We start from the raw sequence: 26,668 nt of genomic DNA on the forward strand, positions 1-26,668 counted from the left end.
GCCCCCCCCCCCCCCCCCCCCCCCCCCCCCCCCCCCCCCCCCCCCCCCCCCCCCCCCCCCCCCCCCCCCCCCCCCCCCCCCCCCCCCCCCCCCCCCCCCCCCCGCGCCCCCCCCCAGGGTACCCCAGCCCCCCCCCCCTCCGCCAGTGGGGGCCCGGGCGGGGGCCCGCGCCTCTACAGGGGCGCAATTTCACGGATTGCCGCTTGAAGTCCCCCCGGGTCTGCGCGTTAGAGTGAATGCGCGGCAACCGGGGGGATGCCGCACCTGGCCGACGCCCGTTCGCGTTGGCCTGCCTCACGTATGCCCCACCGTGGTTTCCGTCGACAGGCAGGTCCGGGAGACTGACGAATGCTGGTAGGCACGTACAACCCGTGGCTGGTGGCGATCTCACTGCTGGTCGCCGTGATGGCGTCGTACACAGCGCTGGCCATGGCCGGGCGCACGGTCACCGCCCCGGGCCGGGCAGCCGCCTGGTGGTGGCGCCTGGGGGGCGGATTCGCCATGGGCCTGGGCATCTGGTCGATGCACTTCATCGGCATGCTGGCCTTCGATCTGCCCATTGCACTGGGCTACGACCTTCCCATCACCCTGCTCTCGCTGGCCCTGGCGATCGCCTCGTCGGTGTTCGCACTGTGGCTGGTCTCGCTGCGCACCCTGCCCCACCCGCGATTGGCGGTCGGCGCCCTGCTGATGGGCACCGGCATTGCCGGCATGCACTACGTCGGCATGGCAGCGATGCGCATGCAGCCCGGGATCGACTACGACCCGGGCTGGCTGCTGCTCTCCCTGGTGGTGGCGGTGGCCGCCTCATGGACCGCGCTGTACGTTGCGTTCCGCCTGCGCGCGCAGCGCACCCGCGTCGGTGACCGGTTGGCGGCCGCCGGCCTGCTCGGCCTGGCCATCGTCGGCATGCACTACACCGGCATGGCGGCCGCGCGTTTCCCCGAAGGCAGCATCTGCGGCGCGGCGGTCGGTGACGGCCTGCAGAGCGAGTGGCTGGCGATGCTGGTGGTGGTGTTGACGGTTGCGATCCTGGCGGTGGTGCTGGTGGTCTCGTGGCTGGACCAGCGTGTGGAGGCGCAGCTGCTGCGGCTGCGCAACTCGATGCTGAGCACCTCGTTGACCGATGCCCAGCAGGAATTGACCCAAGCCGCGCTGCACGACCCGCTGACCCGCCTGCCGAACCGCCTGCTGCTGCAGCGGCGTATCGTGCAGGCGCTGGCCGAAGCCGAACAGGGCGGCAGCCGTTTCGCGGTGATGTTCATGGACCTGGACGGATTCAAGCAGGTCAATGATGCCTACGGCCATCAGGCCGGCGACGCACTGCTGGTGGCGGTGGCCGAGCGTACCCGCCAGCTGCTCCGGCCCAACGATATGCTGGCCCGTCTGGGCGGCGACGAGTTCGTGCTGGTGGTGCGCATCGAGCACGACGAGGACCTGCCCACCCTCGCCCGGCGCATCCTGCAGGCGGTGGGCAGCGGCCCGTTGCTGCCGGACAACGAACTGCAGGTGACTGCCAGCATCGGCGTGGCGATCTGCCCCGACCACGCTGCCAGCGAGCGCCAGTTGATGGCCTTCGCCGACGCGGCGATGTACCAGGCCAAGGAATCCGGACGCAACGCCTTCGTGCTGTTCGCCGACTGGATGAACGACAGTGCCGAGCAGCAGTTCCGGCTGCTGGCCGACCTGCGCCGTGCGATCGGCAGCGAGCAGCTGTTCCTGCACTATCAGCCGAAGATCCGCGTGGCCACCCAGAAGGTGGCCGGTGCCGAAGCGCTGATCCGCTGGAAGCACCCGGAGCACGGGCTGATCCCACCGGACCGCTTCATCCGCCTGGCCGAACGCAGCGGCGCGATCAACGAGATCGGTCGCTGGGCACTGGACCAGGCCTGCCAGCAACTGCGGCGCTGGCGCGACGCCGGGCATGAAGGCTGGTCGATGTCGGTGAACCTGTCGCCGGTGCAGTTCAGTTCGCCACACCTGCTGCAGGATGTGCGTGAAGTGATCGAACGCTACGACATTGCCCCGCGCCACCTGGTGCTGGAGATCACCGAAAGCACGGTCATGCGCGATACCGATGCCAGCCTTCGCCTGCTGCAGGCGCTGTCGGCGCTGGGCGTGGGCATCTCCATCGATGATTTCGGAACCGGCTATTCCAGCCTGCTGTACCTGAAGCGGCTGCCCGCCACGGAGATCAAGATCGACCACGCGTTCGTGCGTGACCTGGAACACAGTGCGGAGGACGTGGTGATCGTCTCGGCGATCGTGGCGCTGGGCCATGCACTGGACATGGACATCGTCGCCGAAGGCGTGGAAACCGCCGCGCAGCGCGCCTACCTGGAGCGCCTGGGCTGCGACTTCCTGCAGGGCTACCTGCTCGGCCGCCCGGTCGACGCGGCGCGCTTCATGCAGCTGCACGACCTGCCGCGGCCGCGGGTGGAGCTGGCGCAGAGCCCGCCGCAACAACACCCGCCCGGATAGCGCCGGGCAGCGCGACCACCTGCCATCACGGAACGATTCCTGCGGCACCCTCCTGTAGAGCCGAGCCCACGCTCGGGTCCGCTTCGCGCCTGCACCCAACCGCAGGGGCGCGTGGGCCCGGCTCTACAAAAGGGTCGTCGGTTGATCCACGCCATGCGTGGAACAGTTCTTGCACGCCCTCCGGCAACCCCTGCCGCAGTACCCGTGATGTCCGAGAACGAATCCGCCGGCGAAAAGACCGAACAACCGACCGAAAAACGCCTGCGCGACGCCCGTGAACAGGGCAACCTGCCGCGCTCGCGCGAACTGGGCACCGCCGCCGTGTTCGGCGCCGGCGTGCTGGCGGTAATGGCCATGAGCGGCTCGATCGGACGCGGCGCCAGCGCCTGGATGAAGCAGGCGCTCAGCCCCGAGCAGAGCCTGCGGCAGAACCCGAAGGAACTGTTCGGCCACTTCGGTGATCTGCTGCTGCAGTTCATGCTGGTGATCGCACCGCTGGTGCTGGTCTGCCTGCTGGCCAGCTTCGTCGCCCCGCTGGTGATGGGCGGCCTGCGCTGGTCGCAGAAGGCGTTGCTGCCAGACATCAACCGCATGAACCCGATGAGCGGGTTCAAGCGCCTGTATGGCCCGGAAGCCATCGCCGAGTTCACCAAATCGCTGCTGCGCGTGGCCTTCGTCGGTGTCGCTGCCGGGATGGTGGTGTGGTCCGGCTTCGACACCCTGCGCGGGCTGATCCACCACCCGCTGGAGACCGCCATCACCGACGGCCTCGGCTTCACCCTGCGCCTGCTGCTGGCCACCGCCGGCGCAATGCTGGTGCTGGCCGCGATCGATGCGCCGTACCAGCGCTGGAACTGGATGCGCAAGCTGAAGATGACCCGTGAAGAACTGCGCCGGGAAATGAAGGAAAGCGAAGGCAGCCCCGAGGTGAAGGGCCGCATCCGCCAGCTGCAGCAGCAGATGGCCAACCGCCGGATGATGGAAGCGGTACCCACCGCCGACGTGGTGGTGGTCAATCCCACCCATTACGCGGTGGCCCTGAAGTACGAAGGCGGCGCCATGAACGCCCCCACCGTGGTCGCACTGGGCGTGGACGAGACCGCCCTGCGCATCCGTGAAGTGGCCGACGGCAACAAGGTCGCGATCGTCTCTGCCCCGCCTTTGGCACGCGCCTTGTATCGGGAAGGCCAACTCGGAAAGGAAATCCCCGTGAGACTGTATTCGGCCGTCGCCCAGGTTCTGTCCTACGTCTACCAGCTGCGCGCCTGGCGCACTGGCCCGATGCCGGACGCCCCGCACATCCAGGTGGATGAATTCGGCAAGGGAGGCCGCCCGTGAGCGCCCAGCCCGCCACCGGATTCAACACCCGCCGTGCCCTGGAAATGATCCGCCAGGGCCTTGGCGCGCCGCTGATCGTGCTGGCCCTGCTGGCCATGGTCGTGGTGCCGCTGGCCGCGCCAGTCCTTGATGCGCTGTTCACCTTCAACATCGCCATCTCGCTGATGGTGCTGCTGGCGGTGGTCTACGTGAAGCGCCCGCTGGACTTCACCATCTTCCCGATCGTGCTGTTGATCACGACCATGCTGCGGCTGGCGCTGAACGTGGCCTCCACCCGCGTGATCCTGCTCAACGGCCAGAACGGCCACGACGCTGCGGGCAAGGTCATCGCCGCCTTCGGTGAATTCGTGATCGGCGGCAACTATGCGGTCGGCATCGTGGTGTTCGCGATCCTGACCATCATCAATTTCGTGGTCATCACCAAGGGCGCCGGCCGCGTCTCGGAAGTGACCGCGCGCTTCATCCTGGACGCGATGCCCGGCAAGCAGATGGCGATCGACGCCGACCTCAACGCCGGTTTGCTGACGCGCGAGGAAGCCAAGCTGCGCCGCGAGGAAGTCCGCGAGGAAGCCGACTTCTACGGTGCAATGGACGGTGCCAGCAAGTTCATCCGCGGCGACGCCATCGCCGGCATCCTGATCCTGTTCATCAACATGCTCGGCGGCCTGGCCGTGGGCGTGCTGCAGCATGGCATGCCGTTCGGCGACGCCGCTGCCACCTACACCCTGCTCTCCATCGGTGACGGCCTGGTGGCGCAGCTGCCGGCACTGCTGGTGTCCAGCGCGGTGGCGATGCTGGTCACCCGCGCCTCGCGCTCGCAGGACATGGCCCAGGCCATGACCGGGCAGGTGTTCGGCCAGTACCGCGCGCTGGCGATCACCGCCGGCATCATCGGCGTCGTTGGCCTGGTGCCGGGCATGCCCAACGTCGCTTTCCTGACGCTGGCCGCGATCCTTGGCTTCATCGCCTGGAAGCTGTATCGCAAGACCAAGGCACCGGCTGCCGATGCAACAGGCAGTGGCACCGATGCTGCCGCGCTCACTGCGCTGGGCCGCCCCGCCGCGCCGGCACCGACCGCCGAACTGAGCTGGGACGAGCTGCGCCCGGTCGATCCGCTGGGCCTGGAGGTCGGCTACCGGCTGATTCCGCTGGTGGACAGCAACCAGGGCGGCGAACTGATGGCGCGCATCAAGGGCGTGCGCCGCAAGCTGACCCAGGATGTCGGCTTCCTGATTCCCTCGGTGCACATCCGCGACAACCTGGAACTGCCGGCCAACGGCTACCGCGTGCTGGTGCATGGCGTGCCGGTGGCCACCGCCGAGATCCACCCCGACCGCGAGCTGGCCCTGGATCCGGGCAGCGCGCTCGGCGCACTGGAGGGCATTGCCGGCAAGGATCCCGCGTTCGGCCTGGATGCCACCTGGATCCAGCCGCACCAGCGCGCCCAGGCCGAAACGCTGGGCTACACGGTGGTCGACCCGGCCACCGTGGTCGCCACCCATCTGTCGCACCTGATCCGCGAACACGCACCCGAGCTGCTCGGCCATGAGGAAGTGCAGCACCTGCTGGCCAACCTCGCCAAGAGCGCACCCAAGCTCGTCGAAGATCTGACGCCGAAGGCGCTGCCGCTGTCGGCGGTGGTGCGCGTGCTGCAGAACCTGCTGGTCGAGCGCATTCCGATCCGCCAGCTGCGCAAGATCGCCGAGGCACTGGTCGAACATGCGCCCAGCAGCCAGGACCCGGCCGTGCTGACCGCCGCGGTGCGCACCGCACTGGGCCGCTTCATCGTGCAGGAGATCGCCGGAATGTCGGCGGAGCTGCCGGTGTTCACCCTCAACCCGCAATTGGAACGTGTCTTGCAGGAGTCCACGCAGGGCAACGGCGCCGCGCTGGAACCCGGACTCGCTGAGCGACTGCACCAGAGCCTGGCCGAATGTGTCAGCAAGCAGGAAGCCCGCAACGAGCCCGCGGTCGTGCTGGTACCTGGCCCGGTGCGCGCCGCGCTGGCCCGCCTGGTCCGCCACAGCGTTCCTTCGCTGTCGGTCCTGGCCTACAGCGAGGTGCCGGAGGACAAGCGCCTGAAGCTGGTCGGAACGATCAGCTGACGCCGCCCGCCGATGCGCCAGAAAACAGACACCACTTTCGAACCAACGCAACAGACAGACACCAAGGGGAACCCGCACCGTGCAGACCACCGACCACCCGAGTTCCCCGACCGCCACCCCGCCGTCTTCGCCTCGTGACCACAGCATGAAAATCAAACGATTCGTCGCCGCCGACATGCGCTCGGCCATGAACCTGGTGCGCAAGGAGCATGGTCCTGACGCCGTGATCCTGTCCAACCGCCGGATCGAGGAAGGCATCGAGATCGTCGCCGCCGCCAACTACGACGAGAGCGCGGTGCAGCGTGCGCTGGAAGCCTCGCGCCGCGACGTCGCACCGCCGCCGGCACCCAAGCCGCGCACCGCCGCCGACGCGGTGATCGCCGCCGTCACCCGCCGCCGCAGCAGCACCCCGGCACCGGAACCGGTTGCCGCCACCACCTCGGCGGTGGCCGCCCTCGCCCGTGCAGCAGTGGGCGCTACCGGCCGCACCCTCGATAGCGCCGACGAGATCGTGCCAACCCGCGGCAGCACCGGCTTCGCCGCCACCCTGGCACGCGCCGCCGTCAATGAACCGGCACTGCCGGACCAGATCTTCGCCCCGTTCGCCGAGGCCATCGTTGCTCCGGCGCCGGCACCGACCGTCGCCGCGCCGGCCAACCGCGCCCGTTTCCAGATCGATCCGCCGCACGAGGCGCATCACGAAAGCGTGGCGCCGGCGGTGCAGCCGCCACCGCTGCCGACCGCAGCCCTGTCTGAAACGCAGCCGGAGGTCGCCGTCAGCGAACCGGCGTTGGCCGATGCCACCGTCGAAGCCGCGCCGACGCCGACGCTCGCCCCAGCCCCTGTCCTGACCGTGGTCGCCCAGGACGACGCCGAGATCCGCCAGCTGCGCCAGGAAGTGGCCGGCATGCGCCAGGTGATCGAGCGCGAAATGAACCGCTTCACCGACGAGCGCCTGCGCGGCTGCCCGGTGCGCGCCACCGCGCTGGACCTGATGGACGAGTACGGCTTCGATGCTGGCCTGGCCCGCGACGTCGCCATGCAGATTCCGCTGGAGACCGAGGCGCACCGAGGCCGCGGCCTGATGCTGGGGCTGATCTCGCGCAAGCTGCCGATTGCCCCGGTCGACCCGCTGGAGGAAGGCGGCGTGATCGCGCTGGTGGGCCCGACCGGCGCCGGCAAGACCACCACCATCGCCAAGCTGGCCTCGCGGTTCGCCGAGAAGCACGCGCCGCGTGACGTGGCTCTAGTCACCACCGACACCACCCGCATCGGCGCCCGCGAGCAGCTGTATGGCTACGGCCGGCAGCTCGGCATCGCCGTGCACGAGGCCAACAGCGGCACCGACCTGGACCAGCTGCTGGAACGCCTGAAGGACTACAAGCTGGTACTGATCGACACCGCCGGACTGGGCCCGCGCGACCGCGCGCTGGCCGCCCAGCTGCAGTGGCTGCGCGCCGCGCGCCAGGTGCGCACCCTGCTGGTGCTGCCGGCCAACACCAGCTTCGGCGACATGGACGAGGTGGTCCGCCGCTTCGGTGCCGCCAACCTGCAGGGCCTGGTGCTGAGCAAGCTGGACGAAACCGGCCGCTTCGGCAACGCCCTGTCGGTGGCCGTGGACCACGCCCTGCCGATCACGTGGGTGACCGATGGCCAGGACGTTCCGGACGACCTGCACCGGGCCAGTGCGGCCAATCTCGTACTTCGCCTTGAAGATTTGCGCCGAGCGGCCGATATGCCCTGCAACCCGGAGTTGAACCATGCCGTCGCGTGAGTACGCCAAGCTGACCAAGACCTTCCCGCTGTCGGCCACCCGCAGCGAGCCGCTCGGCCCTGTGCGCACCATCGCCGTGACCGGCGGCAAGGGCGGCGTGGGCAAGACCAACGTGTCGGCCAACCTGGCCGTGGCGCTGGCCGGCATGGGCAAGCGCACGCTGCTGCTGGACGCCGACCTCGGCCTGGCCAACATCGACGTGATCCTGGGCTTGAACCCCACCTATACGCTGGCCGACCTGGTTGCCGGCCGCTGCTCGCTGGACGACGTCATCGTCGAAGGCCCGAACGGCGTGCTGGTGGTCCCGGCCGCGTCCGGCCGCCGGCACATGGCCGAGCTGGCCCCGGCCGAGCACGTCGGCCTGGTCAACGTGTTCTCCGAGCTGGAACGCGAGCTGGACATCATGGTGGTGGACACCGCCGCGGGCATCACCGACGGCGTGCTGACCTTCTGCCAGGCCGCGCAGGACACCGTGGTGGTGGTTTGTGACGAGCCGGCTTCAATCACCGACGCCTACGCGCTGATCAAGGTGCTCTCGCGCGAACGTGGCGTGGACCGCGTCCAGGTGGTGGCCAACATGGTGCGCGACCCCAACGAGGGCCGCGTACTGTACGAGAAGCTGACCCGCGTCTGCGAGAAGTTCCTCGCCGATGTCTCGCTGAACTATCTGGGCTGCGTGCCGCAGGATGACTGGCTGCGCCTGTCGGTGCAGCGCCAGCAGCCGGTGGTGAAGGCCTACCCGTCCAGCCCGTCCGCACTGGCCATCACCGAGATCGCGCGCCGCACGGCCCGCTGGCAGGCGCCCACCGAACCACGCGGCGGCGTCGAGTTCTTCCTCGAACGCATCCTCAAGCAGCGCGGGGTGGCGGCATGAAAGGCGCGGCCCAGTACAGGGAAGTCCAGCGCTCGGCGGCCAACGACGTCATCGCCCAGCACTCGGACCTGGTGCGGCGCATCGCCCACCATCTGGCCGCGCGCCTGCCGGCCAGCGTCGAAGTCGACGACCTGATCCAGGCGGGCATGATGGGCCTGATCGAGGCTTCGCGCAGCTACGACGCCGACCAGGGCGCCTCGTTTGAGACCTATGCCTCGATCCGTATCCGTGGCTCGATGATCGACGAGATCCGCCGTGGCGACTGGGTGCCGCGCTCGGTGCACCGCCGTGCACGCGATGCTGCGGCCACCATCCGCCGCCTGGAACAAAGCAGCGGCCGCGCCGCCAGCGCCACCGAAGTGGCCGCCGCGATGGAGATGCCACTGCCCGAGTACCTGCGCCTGATGGAAGACGCCGCGCGTGGCCAGGTGCTGAGCCTGGAGTCGCGCATCGAGGACCAGGGCGAGCTGGACACGGTCGCCCAGGGTGGCCCGACCCCGCAGCAGGTACTGGAGCGCAGCGAGTTCGGCCGCGAGCTGGGCAAGGCCATCGGCCATCTGCCCGAGCGCGAACAGCTGGTGCTCTCGCTCTACTACGAGCAGGAACTCAACCTGAAGGAGATCGGCGCGGTGCTCGGCGTGAGCGAGTCGCGGGTCTCCCAGATCCACGGCCAGGCCGTGCTGCGCCTGCGCGGCCGGCTGAAGGTATTCGAGGCCGTCGACGCCGGCCTCGAAGAATGAACATCCCCGAGGCAGCTGCCCCCGGCCGCCCGGAATGAACAACAAAGGAACTCTGCTTTGAACAAGAACATGCGCATCCTGATCGTGGACGACTTCTCGACCATGCGTCGCATCGTCAAGAACCTGCTGGGCGATCTGGGCTTCACCAACACCGCCGAAGCCGAGGACGGGCATGCCGCGCTGTCGCTGCTGCAGAGCCAGCCGTTCGATTTCGTGGTCACCGACTGGAACATGCCGGTCATGACCGGCATCGAGCTGCTCAAGGCGATCCGTGCCGACGCCAAGCTGAAGACCCTGCCGGTGCTGATGGTCACCGCCGAAGCCAAGCGCGAGCAGATCATCGAAGCGGCCCAGAACGGGGTGAACGGCTACATCATCAAGCCGTTCACCGCGCAGACGCTGGAAGAGAAGCTCGGCAAGATCTTCGAACGCCTGGCGGCCAGCGCCTGATGGACACCACGGTCGACAAGAATGCCCTCGCCCTGCGCCTGCAGGAAGCACTGGACGCACTGGAGTCCGGTGACGAAACCGCTTGGCGGCAACGCATCGACGGACTGGTCGCGCTGCGCACGCAGCCGATGATGAGCGGCCTGTCGCGGCTGGCCCGCGAGCTCGGGCAGGCCCTGGGTGAACTGCCGACCGTGCCCAGCGAGGCCGGCGAACTGGACGATGCCTGCGCACGCCTGGACCACGTGGTGGCGATGACCGAACAGGCGACGCACCGCACCCTGGACCTGGCCGAGGAATGCCGCAGCCTGACCGAACAGCTGCGCGCCGAAGGCCTGCAGCCGGGCCAGGATGCGCAGCTCGAGCGCATCCGCCACAACCTCACCGAGATCGCCCTGACCCAGAGCTACCAGGACCTGACCGGGCAGATCATCCGTCGCGTGGTCGGCATCGTCCGCCGCGTGCACGAGGGCTTCGGCGCGCTCGGCCTGCCGCCGGAACAGCATCGCACCGATCCGGAACTGGCCGGGCCGGCACTGAAGGGACTGGACCGCCACGCGGTCTCGCAGAACGACGCCGACGACCTGCTGTCGGACCTGGGGCTGTAAGCATGAGCGCGGTATCCGACGACATCACTGCCGATTTCATCATCGAGGCGCAGGAAATCCTGGATCGCCTGGGCGAACAGCTGGTGTCGCTGGAGCAGGCACCACAGGACACCGAGCAGCTCAACGCGGTGTTCCGGGGCTACCACACGCTCAAGGGCGGCGCCGGCTTCCTCGGCGTCACCGCCATGGTCGAGTTGTGCCACGCCGCCGAAGAAGCGCTGGGCATCGCGCGCGCGGGCCAGGCCGTGCTGCATGCCCATCACTTCGATGCCGCCCAGCAATCGCTGGACTACCTGCAAGCGATGCTGGATGCAGTTTCCTCCGGCACCGAGCCGGGCTATGCGCCGCCGGAGCTGATCGCCCAGTTCGACATGCATGGCGGTGCCGTGGCTGCACCCGCCGCCGCAGCAGCTCCCGCTGCGGGTGGCAGCGACCTGATCACCGACGACGAGTTCGAGGCCCTGCTCGACCAGCTGCACGGCGGCAACGCACCGACTGCAGTCGCGCCGGCAAAGAAGGCTGACGACGGCCTGATCAGCGAAGACGAGTTCGAAGCCCTGCTCGACCAGCTGCACGGTGGCGCCGCACCCGGCGCCAAGCCCATCGCTGCGGTAGCGCCCGCACCGATCGCGGCACCACGCCCACTGGCCGCACCGGCCGCACCGGCAACTGCAGCGGCGACCAAGCCGGCCGCCAAGCCGCTGGCCGAAGCCGAACATACCGTGCGCGTGGACACCAAGCGCCTGGACGCGATCGTCAATCTGATCGGCGAACTGGTGCTGTCGCGCAACCGGCTCAAGACCCTGCGTGCGCGCCTGCGCGACGAGGAACTGGACCGCGCCGTGTCGACCCTGGACATCGCCACCGCGCGCCTGCAGTCGGCGGTGATGCGTACCCGCATGCAGCCGGTGGGCAAGGTCTTCTCGCGCTTCCCCAAGGTCGCCCGAGACGTTGCCCGCTCGCTGAAGAAGGAAGTGGACCTGGAGCTGATCGGTGCCGAGACCGAGCTCGACCGCAACCTGGTCGAAGCGCTGGCCGACCCGCTGGTGCACCTGGTCCGCAACGCCATCGACCATGGCGTGGAAATGCCCGACCTGCGCGAAGCACAGGGCAAGCCGCGGATGGGCCATGTACGCCTGTCGGCCCAGCAGGAAGGCGACTACGTCAGCATTGAAGTGCAGGACGACGGTGCCGGCATCGATCCGGAGAAGCTGCGCGCGAAGGCGCGTGAGAAGGGCCTGATCGATCCGGAAGCTGCCGCGCGGCTGAGCAGCGAGGAGTGCCTGCACCTGGTGTTCCTGCCCGGCTTCTCGACCAAGCAGCAGGTCACGGATATCTCCGGCCGTGGCGTTGGCATGGATGTGGTGCAGTCGCGCATCCGCGAACTGAGTGGCCAGATCCAGATCCAGTCCGAGCTGGGCCGTGGCAGCCGCTTCCTGATCCGCGTGCCGCTCACCCTGGCGATCCTGCCGACCCTGCTGGTGCAGGCCGGCGAGGATGTCTATGCGCTGCCGCTGGCGCGCGTGATGGAAGTGCTGCACGCGCCGCGCACCTCGCTGGGCTGGTTCGATGGCCGCGCCGTGCTCGACCGCCGTTCGCACACGCTGCCACTGGTCGATCTGCGCCAGTGGCTGGATGTGACGCCGGCCGCCTCGACCCTGCTGACCATCGTGGTGCTGCAGGCCGGCGAAGCGCGCTTCGGCCTGGTCGTGGACCAGGTGCGCGGGCGCGAGGAAGTGGTCATCAAGCCACTGCCGAAAGCCCTGCGCGGCCTGCGCGGTTACGCCGGTGCAACCCTGATCGGCGATGGTCGCATGGCACTGATCCTGGATGTGGACGGCCTGCGCAGCCCGCACGACTGACCCGCTTGCTGAACCCGTAAAACTGTGAAGTCGCACCAGTAGCCCGTACCGGTGTCTCAAGTCCCATTCATACAAGCCGATACCGGATCCATGGATAGACTCAGCCTCATTGGACTCTTTCTCGCCCTGGCCTCGCTGGTCGGCGGCAGCATCCTCAAGGGCGCCGGCCTGGCGTCGCTGTGGTCGCCTGCGGCGTTCGTGATCGTCATCGTCGGCACCGTCGCTGCGATCCTGCTGCACACCTCGCCGGCGGTGTTCAAGCATGCGTTCAGCATCGTGCGCTGGGTCGTGCGTCCACCGCACAGCGACCGCCGCGAGCTGATCCAGCAGATCGTCGAGTGGAGCAACATCGCCCGCCGCCAGGGCCTGCTGGGCCTGGAATCGCAGGTGGAAGCACAGCAGGACCCGTTCCTGCGCAAGGGCCTGCAGCTGCTGGTGGACGGCGTCGAGCCCGAATCGATGCGGCACATGCTGGAAATCGAACTGGGCAGCCAGGAGCACCAGGACCAGGCCGGCGCCAAGGTGTTCGAAGCAATGGGCATCTATGCACCGACGCTGGGCATCATCGGTGCCGTGCTGGGCCTGATCGCAGTGATGAAGAACCTGGCCGACCCGAGCAAGCTCGGCCACGGCATCGCCGCCGCGTTCACCGCCACCATCTACGGCATCGCTTCGGCCAACCTGCTGTTCCTGCCGATCGCCGCCAAGCTCAAGAGTGTGATCTCGCACAACACGCGCGACCGCGAGATGGTCATCGAAGGCCTGATCTCGATCGCCCAGGGCGAGAACCCGCGCAACATCGAAACCAACCTCTCCGGCTTCCTGCACTGACATGGCCCGCCGCAAGCACCACGAAGAGCACGCCAACCACGAAGCATGGGCGATCCCCTATGCCGACCTGATGACGCTGCTGCTCGCCTTCTTCGTGGTCATGTATGCGATCTCCTCGGTGAACGAGGGCAAGTACCGGATCATGGCCGACGCGCTGACCGATGCCTTCGGTGGCGCACCGCGCACCATCAACCCGGTGCAGGTGGGCAACAAGCAGGTGCAGGGCGGCGGCTGGGACAGCCCCTCGGTGATCAAGTCCGGCACCAAGATCGGTCCCTCCGCGCCGGCGCCCTCGCACGACCCGACCCTGCTGCCGTCGATGGCCTCGCAGATGCGCATGCCGGTGTCAGTGCACAACCAGGAGCAGATCGCCCGTGCCGAGCGCCAGCTCAACACGATTGCCGATCGCCTCACCGCCGCACTGGCGCCGCTGATCGACCGCGGCATGATCAGCGTGCGCCGCACCGAACTGTGGATCGAAGTCGAGATCAACAGCGATATCCTGTTCCCTACCGGCTCGGCCGCGCTGGACGTGCATGCGCGGCAGACCCTGGCCAGCCTGGCCGAGGTGCTGCGCGACGTGCCCAACAGCGTGCGCGTGGAAGGCCACACCGACAACGTGCCGATCGCCACCGCGACTTTCCCGTCGAACTGGGAACTGTCGGCCGGGCGCGCCGCCAGCGTGGTGCACCTGTTCGCCGACCAGGGCGTGCAGCCGTCGCGGCTGGCGATGGTCGGCTATGGCCAGTTCCGCCCGCGCGAAGAGAACGACAGCGCGCAGGGCCGCAACCGCAACCGCCGGGTGATGGTCATCATCCTGGCCGACACGTCGCACTCGGTGGATCCGCTCGGCCAGCGCCTGAACGCAGCCACCGGCGCCACCGACAGCACCGTCACCAAACAGGCCGCCGCAACTCCGGCCAGCGCCCCCACCTCCCCCATCGCACCGGTGAAGTTGCCGCCGGTGCCGGCTGGCAGCCGCGTCGGCGCCGCCGTTCCCCCGGCAATGAAGGAGTAATCCGATGCGCATCTGGGCAGTCGCCAACCAGAAGGGCGGAGTCGGCAAGACCACCACCACCCTCGCCCTCGGCCGCGGCCTGGCCGCACTCGGCCATCGCGTGCTGCTGATCGACCTCGATCCGCATGCCTCGCTCAGCCGCGCCTTCGGCGTGCCGGTGGACCCGCCGCCGGCCGGCGTGCTGGAGCTGTTCGGCACACCGCCAGCGGACCTGTCCGGCCTCTGCCATGCCAGCAACATCCATGGCCTGGACTACGTCTGCGCACAGTCGGCGCTGGCCACGCTGGAACGCCGCAGCGCCAACCAGCCCGGCCTCGGCCTGGCCCTGCAGAACGCGCTGGCGCGCCACCAGGGCCAGCACGACTACATCCTGCTGGACTGCGCACCCACCCTCGGCCTGCTGATGATCAACGCACTGGCTGCCGCCGATCGCCTGATCATCCCGACCCAGGCCGAGCCCCTGGCACTGCACGGCCTGGATGGCATGGTCCGCACCGGCGAGATGGTCGAGCGTTCGCGCCGCCGCCCGCTGCCGATCTCGATCCTGCCGACCCTGTTCGACCGCCGCACCCGCGCCGGCAACGAATCGCTGCGCACCATGCAGGATCGCCACGGCAACCGCGTGTGGGAAGACGCCATTCCGATCGATACCCGCATCAGCAACGCCGCCGGGCTGACCCTGCCGAGCGCTGGCGAGGACTACCCGGGCCGTGGCCTGGCCGCCTACCGGCGCGCCTTGAACTGGATCCTCGGCGAGGATGCCCGCGCCCTGGAGCAGGCCGCATGAACAGTACCGGCATCCTCGACGACTACCTGGACGAACTGCTGGGGGAGGCGATGGTCGCGCCGCCGCCTGCCGTTCTGCCGCCCGCAGGCGCCGGGCCAGGCCCGGCGATCGAAGCAGTCGCCGAACGCGAACCGACCTGGGACGACCTGCCGGCCGACGTGATCTACGAAACCGAAACCATCGCCGCCACGCCCAGCGGGGACAGCGCTGCGCTGGAAGCCGCCTTCGAGAGCGCCGCACCACCCACGCGCGAACCCACCTGGGATGACCTGCCCGCCGAGGTGATCTACGAAACAGAATCCGTCGCCGCCGCACCAAGCCCGGACGACGCGGTGCTGGAAGCGGCCTTCGAGAGCGCTGCCGCCTCCGCTAGCGCTGGGCCGGGTCCGGCGGGAGAAGCGGTTTCCGGACGCGAGCCGACCTGGGATGACCTGCCTGAGGAGGTCATCCACGAAACCGCGCCGGCACCCGCCGTCGTTGCAAACGCCGGTCCGGAACCTACCTGGGACGACCTGCCGGACGAGGTGATCTACGAAACCGATCCGGCGGACAGCCATCGCCTCGCCCACACCGACAGCCCCGGCCTGCAGGCCGCGTTCGAGGCGGCCGCGGGTGGCGAAGACGTAGCCACGCCACCGCCCGCCGTGGTCGCAGCACCGGTCGCCCCCACGGTTGCACCTGCAGCTCCGGCCCCGGCGGCGCGCACCGCCACTCCGCCGCCGCGCGTCGCCGTCGATGCCCCGGCAGGCAACCGTCCCGGCACCTGGCAGGAGCTGCAGGCGCAGGCCCACCAACCGGCCCGCAGCCCGCACCCGCAGAACCGACGCGCCGGCGAACGCACTTCGCGCTGGCTGCGCCTTCGCTGCGGCACCCAGGCCTATGCGCTGGAACTGCTGAAGGTGCAGGAAGTGGTGCTGCCGGTGCCCCTGCTGCCGCTGCGTGGCACTGCAGCGGCCATGCTCGGCATCATGAACCTACGCGGCCAGGTGGTCCCGGTGATGGACCTGGGCCTGCACTTGGGCGCGGCCGCCGCCGAGGACGACGCGCAGACCCGCATCGTGGTCCTGGAGGAGGACGGCGAGACCATCGGCCTGCGCGTGTCAGCGGTCGAAGATGTCGCCAACCTCACCGATTCGCAGATCGAACCGCCCGATACCGCGCGCATCTGCCAGATCTCAAACGACCTGTTCCGCGGCGTGGCCCGGGTCAGCCAGCGGCCGATGATCCTGCTCGACGCCACCCGGCTGTTGAGCTGAGCCGCCAAGAAAAAGGGGACGGAGGGGATTAAGTCGCAAGTGGCTCGGTGCTTTGCACCGAAGCGGTGCCTGTCGGGGACGCAAGGAGTTGATCCGTTGGATCAACACCTTACGTCCCCACTGCGCGGTCACCGTTGCCGAGGGGACTGCAGTAGAGCCAGCTCGCTTGCGACTTGATCCCCTCCGTCCCCTTTTGGACAGCGACCGCATCGACGTACCGCGTCGATTCTTCTAAAGAACCCCACCGGGGTGCCGTTATGGATCACGGAACCGTTTGTCCGGAGCAACGATGAGCACTGTCGAACTGGGTGGGGATCTCGGCATCGAGAGCACTACCGAGCTCAAGAACCGCCTCGCCCCCCTCGTGGAGCAGGCTGGCGAGCTGACCCTGGATGCCAGCCAGGTCGCCCGCATCCACACGGCCGCCGTGCAGGTGCTGTGTGCGTTCGTGCAGGCCCGCCGCGAGGCAGGCCTGGGCACCGGCTTCCACGGTTGCACTGCAACCTTCAGTGACGCCGCGCGCCTGCTGGGCGTCACCCAGGCCCTGGGCCTGGACGTAACCCATGACAACCTGAAATCTGTGGAGAACGCTGCATGAGCGCACGTATCTTGGTGGTGGACGATTCGGCGTCGATGCGCCAGATGGTGTCCTTCGCCCTCACCTCGGCCGGTTTTGCCGTCGAAGAAGCTGAAGACGGCGCGGTCGCGCTCGGTCGCGCCAAGGGCCAGCGCTTCAATGCGGTGGTGACCGACGTCAACATGCCGAACATGGACGGCATCGCGCTGATCCGCGAACTGCGCCAGCTGCCGGACTACAAGTTCACCCCGCTGCTGATGCTGACCACCGAATCGGCCGCCGACAAGAAGTCCGAAGGCAAGGCCGCCGGTGCCACCGGCTGGCTGGTCAAGCCGTTCAATCCCGAACAGCTGGTCGCCACCGTGCAGAAAGTGCTGGGCTGATCGCCCGGCGCCGCTCCCCCTCCTCGCTTCCGGATCACCACTGCCATGAGCATGGACCTGCAACGCTTCCACGCCACCTTCTTCGAGGAGAGCCGCGAAGGCCTCGATGCGATGGAGGCTGGCCTGCTGGCCCTGGAATCGGGGCAGCAGGACGCGGAGATCATCAATTCGGTGTTCCGCGCCGCCCACTCGATCAAGGGCGGCGCCGGCACCTTCGGCTTCGACGCGATCGCCGGCCTGACCCACGTGCTGGAAACGCTGCTCGATGAGCTGCGCGCCGGCAAGCGGGTCCTGGAAGGCCACGCCGTCGACGCCATGCTGTCCTCGGTGGACGTGCTGCGCGCCCTGCTGCGCGAAGCCGAACACGGCCAAGCCGCAGATCCCGCCGCAGTCGCTGCGGTGAAAGCGCGCCTGGAAGCGGTTCTTTCCGGCCAGGCCGCAGCGAGCGCCCCGGCGGCCGCGGCAGCCAAGGTGGACGATACGCCGGAAGCCTGGCAGATCGGCTTCACCCCGGCGCCGTCGCTGTTCATGAGCGGCAACGATCCATTGCGCATCATCCGCGAACTGGAACACCTCGGTTCGCTGCAGGTCGCTGCGCGCATGGAACGCCTGCCGGGCTTCGCCCAGCTTGATCCGCTCGAAGCCCATCTTGCGTGGGATCTGGGCCTGGTCGGCAAGGTGCCGCGCAGCAAGATCGAAGACACCTTCGCCTGGGTGCTGGACGATTGCGAGCTGGACATCCGTCCCGCCGCGCCGCCGAGCCTGGCCACGCAGGCGCCGGCCGCTGCGGCTCCCGCTCCGGTCGCAGCGGCACCGTCTGCACCTGCCGCGCCTGCCGCCAGCGGTGGTGCCAGCCAGGAAGCGGAAACCTCGATCCGCGTCAGCGTCGACAAGGTCGATGCGCTGATCAACCTGGTCGGCGAGCTGGTCATCACCCAGGCCATGCTCAAGCAGGTCTCGCATGCGCTGGACCCGGTCCACGCCGAGAGCCTGTTCGCCGGGCTGGACCAGCTTGAACGCAACACCCGCGACCTGCAGGAAGCGGTGATCGGCGTGCGCATGCTGCCGGTTGATGCGGTGTTCCGCCGCTTCCCGCGCCTGGTCCGCGACCTGTCCAGCCGCCTCGGCAAGCAGGTGCGCCTGCGCACCGTCGGCGAAGGCACCGAACTGGACAAGGGCCTGATCGAAAAGATCGCCGATCCGCTGGTGCACCTGGTGCGCAACTCGATCGACCACGGCCTGGAAATGCCCGACGTACGTCGCGGTGGAGGCAAGGATGAGACCGGCACGATCACGCTGGCGGCCTCGCATCAAGGCGGCCATATCGTCATCGAAGTCAGCGACGATGGCCGTGGCCTGGACCGCGCCAAGATCCTCGCCAAGGCCCACGAACGCGGCCTGGCCGTGCCGGACAACCCGACCGATTCGCAGGTCTGGGACCTGATCTTCCAACCTGGCTTCTCCACGGCCGATGCGGTCACCGACCTGTCCGGGCGTGGCGTCGGCATGGACGTGGTCCGCCGCAACATCCAGGCACTGGGCGGCGAGGTGCAGATCGAAAGCAGCCTCGGTACCGGCACCCGCACGCTGATCCGCCTGCCGCTGACCCTGGCCATCCTCGATGGCATGACGGTGGCCGTGGCCGGCGAAACCCTGATCCTGCCGCTTGCCTACGTGCTTGAGGCGTTGCAGCCGCAGCCCGAGGATATCCGCAGCATGGCCGGCGAAGGCCGCGTGCTGCGCGTGCGCGGCGAGTACCTGCCGATCCTGTCGTTGAGCGAGTACTACGGCTACGGCAACCGCGCACCGGGCAGCGAATCGCTGGTGGTGGTAGTGGAAGGCGATGGCCAGAAAATCGCGCTGGAAGTGGACGAACTGGTCGGCCAGCAGCAGGTGGTGGTGAAGAACATCGAGAACAACTATCGCCGTATCGGCGGGGTGTCCGGTGCCACCATCCTTGGCGACGGCCGCGTCGCGTTGATCGTTGACATCGGCGGACTGGTGCGCTCACTGCGGATGCCGCAGGCCGCCTGATCCACGCCGCATGCGGGTCATGGACCGCCGCCCTTCGGGGCGGCGGTTTTTGTTTGTGTGCTCCATTCCAGCCGGGGTCAGATCCCTTTTCAGGGAAAAGCGATCTGACCCCATCCCTTCTGTGAACTCCGTCGAGGCGATGGTTTCGCGCGCAACCACGTCATCCGAGCGCAAGCCCCGCCAGGACAGCACTTTCGCGCCGTCATCCCTACGCAACCGAATGTGATCTGCGTCCATAAAGTCCGCGCGGACGGCGCCGTTATTTCGCTTTGACGGTCGTCACCGAACCCCACCGGGCACCCCCGTTCGCTCTGCAACCACCCCCAAACCGGCGCACAGACGCCGGCACTCTGCCCACCTGGAGCACCCTGCATGAAGTGGTTCCAAGATCTGCCCATCGCCCGCAAGCTGGCCGTGGGGTTCACCCTCACCACCCTGATGACCCTGATCCTCGGCGCCTTCGCACTGCTGCGCCTGAGCGAGGCCAACGCGCAGTTGCGCGAGATGGCTGGCAACGATATCCCCTCGGTCCAGCATCTGGGCGAGGCACGCTCGCAGCTGGGCGAGTTCCGCACCTACGAACTGGCCCAGCTGAGCATGCTCGACCAGCCGGACAAGGTCGCCGACTACAACAAGCGCATGGACGACACCGCCAAGGCCGTGCATGACGAGTTGGCGGCGTACGCGGCGCTGCCGGCGCTGGACAAGGAGCGTGAACTGTATCGCGCGGCCAGCGCGCAGCTGGACCGCTACTTCTCCGCAAACAAGGCGATGCGCGACGCCGTGGCCGCCGGTGATGGCGCACAGGCCCAGCAGATCTCCGACGAGCAGTCGCGCCCGGCGCGTCGCGACCTCTTCGCTGCAATGAAGGCACTGGGAACCCACATCGCCGGCCAGATGGACGGCAAGATTGCCGACGCCAACGCCACCCACCGCACCAGCATGATTGCCATCATCGGCTGCATCGTGCTGCTGTCGCTGGTCGCTGCCGCGCTGGCCATCGTCATCTCGCGGGCAGTGACCGGCCCACTCGGCAAGGCCGTGCATGCCATCCAGGCCGTTGCCCGCGGTGATCTCAGCGTCAGCACCCAGGCCACCAGCAAGGATGAAGCCGGCAGGATGCTCGCTGCCACCGCCGAGATGACGGCGATGCTGCGACGCTTCAGCGAGCAGACACAGCTGATGGCACAGATGCACGCTGGCCCGGACATCAGCCATCGCATCCCGGAAGATTTCCCGGGTGTCTACGGCCAGCTGGCCAACGGCATCAACACGGTGATCTTCGAACACCTCGATGCGATCGTCGATGCCATTGAAGTACTCAACCAGTACGCCATCGGCAACCTGAGCCCGGACGCACGCCGCCTGCCCGGCAGCCGCGCGATCCTGCACGAATCCATGGACGCGGCCAAGGCCAGCCTGCTGGCCATCAATTCGCAGATCCAGCACCTGGCTGCGGCGGCCGCCGCCGGTGACTTCAGCCAGCGCGGCGACGCACAGCGGTTCCAGCACGACTTCAAGCTGATGATCGAGCACCTCAACACCATGATGCAGGTGGCTGACGGCAACCTCGGCCAGCTCTCGCAGCTGCTGCAGTCGATCGCCACCGGCGACCTGACCGCGCGCATGGAAGGCCAGTTCAATGGCGTGTTCGCCCGCATGCGTGATGATGCCAACACCACGGTCGCGCAGCTGACCCAGATCGTCGGCCAGATCCAGGCCAGCGCTTCCAGCATCACCCTGGCCGCCGGCGAGATCGCCTCAGGCAACAGCGACCTGTCGCGCCGGACCGAGCAGCAGGCCGCCAACCTGGAAGAAACCGCAGCCTCGATGGAGGAACTGACCTCCACCGTGCGCCAGAACGCCGAACACGCCCGCCAGGCCAACCAGCTCGCCATCGGCGCGCACGGTGTCGCCTCGCAGGGCGGTGAAGTGGTCGGCCAGGTGGTCACCACCATGTCCGCCATCGAAGCCTCGTCGAAGAAGATCGCCGAGATCATCTCGGTCATCGACGGCATCGCCTTCCAGACCAACATCCTGGCGCTGAACGCCGCCGTGGAAGCCGCGCGTGCCGGTGAACAGGGTCGCGGATTCGCCGTGGTCGCCAGCGAAGTGCGCACCCTCGCCCAGCGCTCGGCCGCTGCCGCCAAGGAAATCAAGGGCCTGATCGACGACTCGGTCGGCAAGGTCGCCGAGGGCTCCAGCCTGGTGCACCAGGCCGGCAGCACCATGGGCGAGATCGTCGCCTCGGTGCAGCGTGTGACCGACATCATGGCAGAGATATCTGCGGCCTCGCAGGAACAGAGCGCGGGCATCGAGCAGGTCAACCAGACCGTGGTGCAGATGGACGAGACCACCCAGCAGAACGCCGCACTGGTGGAGGAAGCCACCGCCGCCGCACGTGCGATGGAGGATCAGGCCGTGCAGCTGGGTGAAGCCGTGGCCCGCTTCCGGCTGGCATCGCACGGCACGACGGCCATTCCGGCACGCCCGCTGGCGGCACCGGTACCGCGCCAGGTCGCAGCCGCCGCGCCTTCGGCAAAGCCGGCTTCCGCGCGCCCCCTGCGCAGCTCGACGGCGCAGCCGGTACTGGCCGCCGACGGCGACTGGCAGGAGTTCTGACAGAACCACGGAGTCAGATCCCTTTCCCGTGGGAAAGGGATCTGACCCCTTACGCGTGGAAAGTGATGCAAATCCCACTTCATAATCCGGTGCAGAGGCCGATATCCCCATCGAGCCTCGCGCCAATGCGTGCTGGCGCCCGCCCCTGACCGTAGATTCCATGTCCGACGGCAACGACACTGCAGTGCATGATGTCCACGCGGCCGACGCCGCTGACGAGCGCTTCCTGGTCCGCAATCCGCGTCAGCTGCGCCAGCTGCTGCGCTCGCTGATCGACCAGCGATCATTGATCAACGCGCACATCGACGGCCGCGACCGTTCGTTCCCCACTGCGCTGCTCGACCTCGACGAAGACGAGGACTACCTGCTGCTCGATGGCAGCCCGCAGGAAGCTTCCAACCGCGCCGCCGAGCAGGCCGATCACCTGCTGTGCTTCGCCCAGCTCGAACGGGTGCTGGTGCGCTTCCGCCTGCACGAACTGCAGCGCGTGGACAACGACGGCCACGTGGCCTTCCGCGCCCCGCTTCCGGAAGAACTGGTGCACCTGCAGCGCCGCGAGCTGTATCGGCTGGAGACGCCAGTCACTGATTCACCGCAGCTGCTGCTGCCACCCGGCGAAGCGCGGGCCGAAGCGCTGTCGATGCGGGTGGTGGACATCAGCGGTGGCGGTCTGGCCGTGGTGGTGCCCAATGACTGCGCGGTATTTGGTCTGCAGAAGCGCTATCCGGCGCAGCTGTCGCTGCCGGACGGCCCCGACCTGGACATCGCGCTGGTGGTCTGCAACCTGTTGCCCCAGCGCCAGCCCAACGGCATCGAGGTCAAGCGCGTGGGCATGCGCTTCGACAGCCTGCCGCGCGGCGCCGACAGCGCCATCCAGCGCTACATCTTCCGCATCGACCGCCAACGCAAGGCACGCCGCAACGGCGAGCTCTAAGGCCCGGCCAACAGGTAGTGCCGGCCGCTGGCCGGCAACGTCGCGACAATGCGGGTACGGCCATTGCCGGCCAGCGGCAGGCACTACCGATCTCCGGTGGATCCACGCCATGCGTGGATGCCTTTCCCCGGGCACCTAAAGTCCCCCCCAGCGGAGCCGATATCGAGCCTGACACCGGGACTTCCGGCAGAACCAGGACCCCTCGATGAACGACAAGACCAGCTCCGCCGCCAGCACCGGTGGCGAATTCCTCAGCTTCACGCTTGGTGACGAGCACTACGGCGTGGACATCCTCAAGGTGCAGGAAATCCGTGGCTATGATGCGGTTACCCGCGTGCCGGATGCCCCGGACTACATCAAGGGCGTGATCAACCTGCGCGGCACCATCGTCCCGGTGATCGACCTGCGCCTGAAGCTGCGCCTGGACAACGCCCGCTACGACGCCTTCACCGTGATGATCGTGCTGAACGTCGACGACCGCGTGGTCGGCATCGTCGTCGACAGCGTCTCCGACGTGATCCCGCTGTCGGCCGAGCAGATCCGACCGACCCCGGAATTCGGTGCCGCCGTCGATACCCGCTTCATCTCCGGCATCGGTACCCATGACGATCGCATGCTGATCCTGCTGGACATCGAGACCCTGCTCGACAGCGCCGACATGGGCCAGGCCAGCCCCGCCGAAGACGTCGCCGCCTGAGCAACCGGAACTGCTTCACGTTCCAGTCACAAAACCCTTCAGTTCCCTTCGGCGGTGCCGATAGGGGGACAGAAGCCGGTCGCGCAGGAGCGCGCAGGACCGGCCCGATCGTTACCATCCCCGGAGATACCCTCGATGAAGTCCCTGTTTGCGTTCGTCTCGGCTGCTGTCCTGGCCACCACCGCCACCTCCGCTTTCGCCCAGTCGGCCGACATGATCCCGCCGGAAATGGCGCCGCGTTCGGTCGGCAAGGACGGCATGGTCTGTGGCAAGGTTGAAAAGGCCCGCTACGCAGAAGGTTCCGAAGGCCAGCCGACCTTCCTGTACATGGGCGGTGCCTTCCCGCGCCACACCTTCTCGGCCCGCATCGCCGGCGAGAACCGCGGCAAGTTCTCCTTCCCGCTGGAAACCCTGGAAGGCAAGACCGTCTGCGTGATCGGCAAGATCCAGCGCGACGCCTCGCGCGCGGAAATCGAAGTCAGCTCGCCGGCTGGGCTGAAGCTGGCCAACATCAAGTAATCCGCTGTCCGTCGAACTACGCCGGACCTGGTGCCGGCGTGGTTTCTGCTGCAACCGGGCCCGATGCCCGGGCGCGTCTGCCTTAGGAGCTCGCAACGCCCATGCCGTGGATCAACAACCTGAAACTGATGCCGAAGCTGCTGCTGACCTTCGGCGTCCTCCTGCTGGTGATGCTGCTGCAGGGCATCGTCGCCTATCGCGGCCTGCATTCGCTGAACAACGTCACCACCGAGCTGGCCGGTTCACGCATGGAAAGCATCCGCCTCGCCGGCGAGATGCGCGGCATGCTGGGCGAGTACCGCAATGCCGCCTACCAGCAGTTGATCCGCGCCAGCGACGACGTCAAGGCCGATGCGCGCAAGCAGGCCGTCGACCTGCGCACCAGCATGGACAAGTCGATCAAGGACTATCCGAAGCTGGTCGATAACGCACAACAGAAGAAGTTGTTCGACACCTTCGCCAAGGAATGGAAGGATGCCCTGGCGTCCTATGACAGCGTCACCGAGATGCTGGAACTGGACCTGCCGGACGACGCCATCGATACCTTCGTCGGCGAAACCCGTACCAAGCACCGCAAGGCTGCATCGGCGCTGGAAGCGCTGATCGCCGAAGACAACCGCCTCGCCCGCGCCTCGCGCGAAGAGGCCGCTTCCACCTATTCCGCCTCGGCCGTGCTGACCGTGATCGCCCTGCTGGGCGGCGCCGCGCTCGGCCTGGTGCTGGTGTGGCTGTTCGCACGCGCACTGGTCGGCAGCGTGCGTGGCGCCGTCTCGGTCGCCAACGACGTCGCCGGTGGCAAGCTCGATGGCCATATCGACGTCAGTCGCCAGGACGAAGTGGGCGAACTGATGCAGGCCATGCAGCGCATGCAGCGCGACCTGCGCGAGCGCATCGAAACCGACCAGGCCGTCGCCCGCGAGAACCTGCGCATCCGCACCGCGCTGGACTACAGCTCGACCGGCGTGTACCTGACCGACACCAGCAACACCATCGTCTACAGCAACCGCGCCCTGCAGCAGACCCTGAGCCAGTACCAGGACGAAGTGCGCCGCGACCTGCCGGACTTCGACGCCCAGGCCTCGCTGATCGGCAAGCCGATCACCGTGCTCGAGCACCGTGGCGAGATGGACCAGACCCTGCTGGGCAACCTGAAGGCGCACGGTGTCGCGCGTCGCCCGATGCAGTACGGCGATGCCCAGTTCGCCCAGGTGGTGTCGACCATCCGCAATGAAGGCGGCGACACCGTCGGCTACGTGGTGGAATGGCGCGACCGTACCCAGGAAGCGCAGGTTGAAGCGGAAGTGGCCCGCGTGATCGCCCAGGCCGCCGCCGGCGACCTGTCCGGCCGCATTGACGCCACCGACAAGGAAGGCTTCTTCCTGCAGCTGGCGCAGCAGATCAACGGCCTGCTGGACGCCAACGCCGGCAGCATCGAGCAGATCTCCGGCCTGCTTGCGGCACTGTCGCAGGGCGACCTGACCGTGCGCATGCACGGCGACTACCAGGGCGTGTTCGCCCGCATGCGTGACGATGCCAACGCCACCGCCGCGCAGCTGAGCGAGATCGTCACCCGCATCAAGCAATCCAGCCGCGCGATCAGTTCGGCCGCCGGCGAGATCGCCTCCGGCAACAGCGACCTGTCGCGCCGGACCGAGCAGCAGGCCGCAAACCTGGAAGAAACCGCGGCCTCGATGGAGGAACTGACCTCCACCGTGCGCCAGAACGCCGAACACGCCCGCCAGGCCAACCAGCTCGCCATCGGCGCGCACGGTGTCGCCTCGCAGGGTGGCGAGGTCGTCGGCCAGGTGGTCACCACCATGTCCGCCATCGAAGCCTCGTCGAAGAAGATCGCCGAAATCATCAGCGTCATCGACGGCATCGCGTTCCAGACCAACATCCTGGCACTGAACGCCGCCGTGGAAGCCGCGCGTGCCGGTGAACAGGGCCGCGGCTTCGCCGTGGTTGCCAGCGAAGTGCGCACCCTCGCCCAGCGCTCGGCCGCCGCCGCCAAGGAGATCAAGGGCCTGATCGACGACTCGGTCGGCAAGGTCAACGATGGCTCGGCGCTGGTGCACAAGGCCGGCGCCACCATGGGCGAGATTGTCGCCTCGGTGCAGCGCGTGACCGACATCATGGCCGAAATCTCCGCGGCCTCGCAGGAACAGTCCGCCGGCATCGAGCAGGTCAACCAGACCGTGGTGCAGATGGACGAGACCACCCAGCAGAATGCCGCGCTGGTGGAGGAAGCCACCGCTGCCGCACGTGCGATGGAAGAACAGGCCGGCCATCTCAGCGAAGCGGTGTCGATCTTCGTGGTCGACGAGGCCGAGGTCGTCGCCGCCCCGCGCGTCGCCGCAGCCCCGGCCCCGCGAGCCACCGCGCCGGCCGCCCCGGCACCGGTCGCACCGCCGGCCCGCCGCACCGCTGGCGGTCGCCCGATGGCCACCGAACTGGCCGACGGAGACTGGCAGGAATTCTGATGCCGGCCTGACCTGATCCACGAACACGCCCTGGCCCCGTGCTGGGGCGTTTTTGTTTACGGGGTATCTGGATATCCAGCCAACGGCGAAGCCCCTCGGGGTGGTCACGGAAAGCTGCGGATTTCCTTCGCTCGGGCCGGGAGGGTGGGTCGCGCAGGGGACGCCGTGAACCCGTCCATGAAGTGACCCCCGGGAGTTGGACATCAGATCCAACCCCGAGGGATACATGAACAGATACGACGCGCGTTTCAAACTGCAGGTCGCCAAAGAGGCCTGCAAGACCTCCACATCGGTCAAAGCC

The 26,668-nt window shown here is 68.0% G+C and carries 21 protein-coding genes; all 21 read left to right on the forward strand.

Annotated elements, in window-relative coordinates; genetic code table 11:
• Positions 1 to 348: 348 nt before the first annotated feature.
• The 21 genes from WDC87_RS18600 (at position 349) to WDC87_RS18700 (ending at position 26,367) form a co-directional block, all read left to right on the forward strand.
• Positions 349 to 2,481 carry a bifunctional diguanylate cyclase/phosphodiesterase gene (locus tag WDC87_RS18600; protein ID WP_088497676.1) on the forward strand — a complete coding sequence of 711 codons (2,133 nt, stop codon included), beginning with the start codon at positions 349 to 351 and terminating at the stop codon, positions 2,479 to 2,481.
• 207 nt (positions 2,482 to 2,688) lie between these two features.
• Positions 2,689 to 3,819: a flagellar biosynthesis protein FlhB gene (gene flhB / locus WDC87_RS18605; protein WP_072166955.1), complete on the forward strand. Its 1,131-nt coding sequence runs from the start codon at positions 2,689 to 2,691 to the stop codon at positions 3,817 to 3,819.
• Positions 3,820 to 3,863: 44 nt separating this feature from the next.
• Positions 3,864 to 5,924 (forward strand): flagellar biosynthesis protein FlhA, encoded by a 2,061-nt coding sequence (gene flhA / locus WDC87_RS18610; protein ID WP_188241100.1) that lies wholly within the window; start codon positions 3,864 to 3,866, stop codon positions 5,922 to 5,924.
• A 145-nt stretch (positions 5,925 to 6,069) separates the two neighbouring features.
• Complete coding sequence (flhF, locus tag WDC87_RS18615; protein WP_188241066.1) at positions 6,070 to 7,698, forward strand: flagellar biosynthesis protein FlhF; 1,629 nt, start codon at positions 6,070 to 6,072, stop codon at positions 7,696 to 7,698.
• On the forward strand, positions 7,685 to 8,572 hold the full coding sequence (locus WDC87_RS18620) for a P-loop NTPase (protein WP_072166952.1): 888 nt from the start codon (positions 7,685 to 7,687) through the stop codon (positions 8,570 to 8,572). The genes flhF and WDC87_RS18620 overlap by 14 nt, the downstream gene beginning before the upstream one ends.
• Entirely contained in the window at positions 8,569 to 9,312 is a 744-nt protein-coding gene (locus tag WDC87_RS18625) for an RNA polymerase sigma factor FliA (RefSeq protein WP_252745176.1), read from the forward strand. Before WDC87_RS18620 ends, WDC87_RS18625 begins: the two co-directional genes overlap by 4 nt.
• Positions 9,313 to 9,369: 57 nt before the next feature.
• Entirely contained in the window at positions 9,370 to 9,762 is a 393-nt protein-coding gene (gene cheY, locus WDC87_RS18630) for a chemotaxis response regulator CheY (protein ID WP_005413247.1), read from the forward strand.
• Positions 9,762 to 10,367, forward strand: a complete 606-nt coding sequence (locus WDC87_RS18635; protein WP_032129220.1) for a protein phosphatase CheZ — start codon at positions 9,762 to 9,764, stop codon at positions 10,365 to 10,367. Before cheY ends, WDC87_RS18635 begins: the two co-directional genes overlap by 1 nt.
• 2 nt (positions 10,368 to 10,369) lie before the next feature.
• Positions 10,370 to 12,229 carry a chemotaxis protein CheA gene (locus WDC87_RS18640; RefSeq protein ID WP_072166951.1) on the forward strand — a complete coding sequence of 620 codons (1,860 nt, stop codon included), beginning with the start codon at positions 10,370 to 10,372 and terminating at the stop codon, positions 12,227 to 12,229.
• Between the two features lie 90 nt (positions 12,230 to 12,319).
• Positions 12,320 to 13,060, forward strand: a complete 741-nt coding sequence (locus WDC87_RS18645) for a flagellar motor protein (protein WP_049413360.1) — start codon at positions 12,320 to 12,322, stop codon at positions 13,058 to 13,060.
• Between the two features lies 1 nt (position 13,061).
• Positions 13,062 to 14,078 carry a flagellar motor protein MotD gene (gene motD / locus WDC87_RS18650; protein WP_088497671.1) on the forward strand — a complete coding sequence of 339 codons (1,017 nt, stop codon included), beginning with the start codon at positions 13,062 to 13,064 and terminating at the stop codon, positions 14,076 to 14,078.
• Positions 14,079 to 14,082: 4 nt separating this feature from the next.
• Positions 14,083 to 14,865 carry a ParA family protein gene (locus tag WDC87_RS18655; RefSeq protein WP_069138615.1) on the forward strand — a complete coding sequence of 261 codons (783 nt, stop codon included), beginning with the start codon at positions 14,083 to 14,085 and terminating at the stop codon, positions 14,863 to 14,865.
• A complete protein-coding gene (locus WDC87_RS18660) occupies positions 14,862 to 16,121 on the forward strand; it encodes a chemotaxis protein CheW (protein WP_072166949.1) in 1,260 nt (419 codons plus the stop codon). Before WDC87_RS18655 ends, WDC87_RS18660 begins: the two co-directional genes overlap by 4 nt.
• Positions 16,122 to 16,410: 289 nt before the next feature.
• Positions 16,411 to 16,719, forward strand: a complete 309-nt coding sequence (locus tag WDC87_RS18665) for an STAS domain-containing protein (RefSeq protein ID WP_061478730.1) — start codon at positions 16,411 to 16,413, stop codon at positions 16,717 to 16,719.
• Positions 16,716 to 17,081: a response regulator gene (locus tag WDC87_RS18670; protein WP_005409521.1), complete on the forward strand. Its 366-nt coding sequence runs from the start codon at positions 16,716 to 16,718 to the stop codon at positions 17,079 to 17,081. Before WDC87_RS18665 ends, WDC87_RS18670 begins: the two co-directional genes overlap by 4 nt.
• Before the next feature lie 45 nt (positions 17,082 to 17,126).
• A complete protein-coding gene (locus WDC87_RS18675) occupies positions 17,127 to 19,115 on the forward strand; it encodes a chemotaxis protein CheA (protein ID WP_088497670.1) in 1,989 nt (662 codons plus the stop codon).
• Between the two features lie 372 nt (positions 19,116 to 19,487).
• A complete protein-coding gene (locus tag WDC87_RS18680; RefSeq protein WP_252744882.1) occupies positions 19,488 to 21,737 on the forward strand; it encodes a methyl-accepting chemotaxis protein in 2,250 nt (749 codons plus the stop codon).
• Positions 21,738 to 21,897: 160 nt separating this feature from the next.
• The gene (locus WDC87_RS18685) at positions 21,898 to 22,671 is read left to right on the forward strand and encodes a flagellar brake protein (RefSeq protein ID WP_005416413.1); all 774 of its coding nucleotides are present in this window, start codon (positions 21,898 to 21,900) and stop codon (positions 22,669 to 22,671) included.
• Between the two features lie 205 nt (positions 22,672 to 22,876).
• The gene (locus tag WDC87_RS18690; RefSeq protein WP_072166946.1) at positions 22,877 to 23,368 is read left to right on the forward strand and encodes a chemotaxis protein CheW; all 492 of its coding nucleotides are present in this window, start codon (positions 22,877 to 22,879) and stop codon (positions 23,366 to 23,368) included.
• A gap of 213 nt (positions 23,369 to 23,581) precedes the next feature.
• On the forward strand, positions 23,582 to 23,887 hold the full coding sequence (locus WDC87_RS18695) for a hypothetical protein (protein WP_223224824.1): 306 nt from the start codon (positions 23,582 to 23,584) through the stop codon (positions 23,885 to 23,887).
• Positions 23,888 to 23,988: 101 nt separating this feature from the next.
• Entirely contained in the window at positions 23,989 to 26,367 is a 2,379-nt protein-coding gene (locus WDC87_RS18700) for a methyl-accepting chemotaxis protein (protein WP_336331319.1), read from the forward strand.
• Positions 26,368 to 26,668: the final 301 nt, after the last annotated feature.

This window comes from Stenotrophomonas maltophilia group sp. Smal12, assembly GCF_037079935.1.
Classification (GTDB): domain Bacteria; phylum Pseudomonadota; class Gammaproteobacteria; order Xanthomonadales; family Xanthomonadaceae; genus Stenotrophomonas; species Stenotrophomonas sepilia.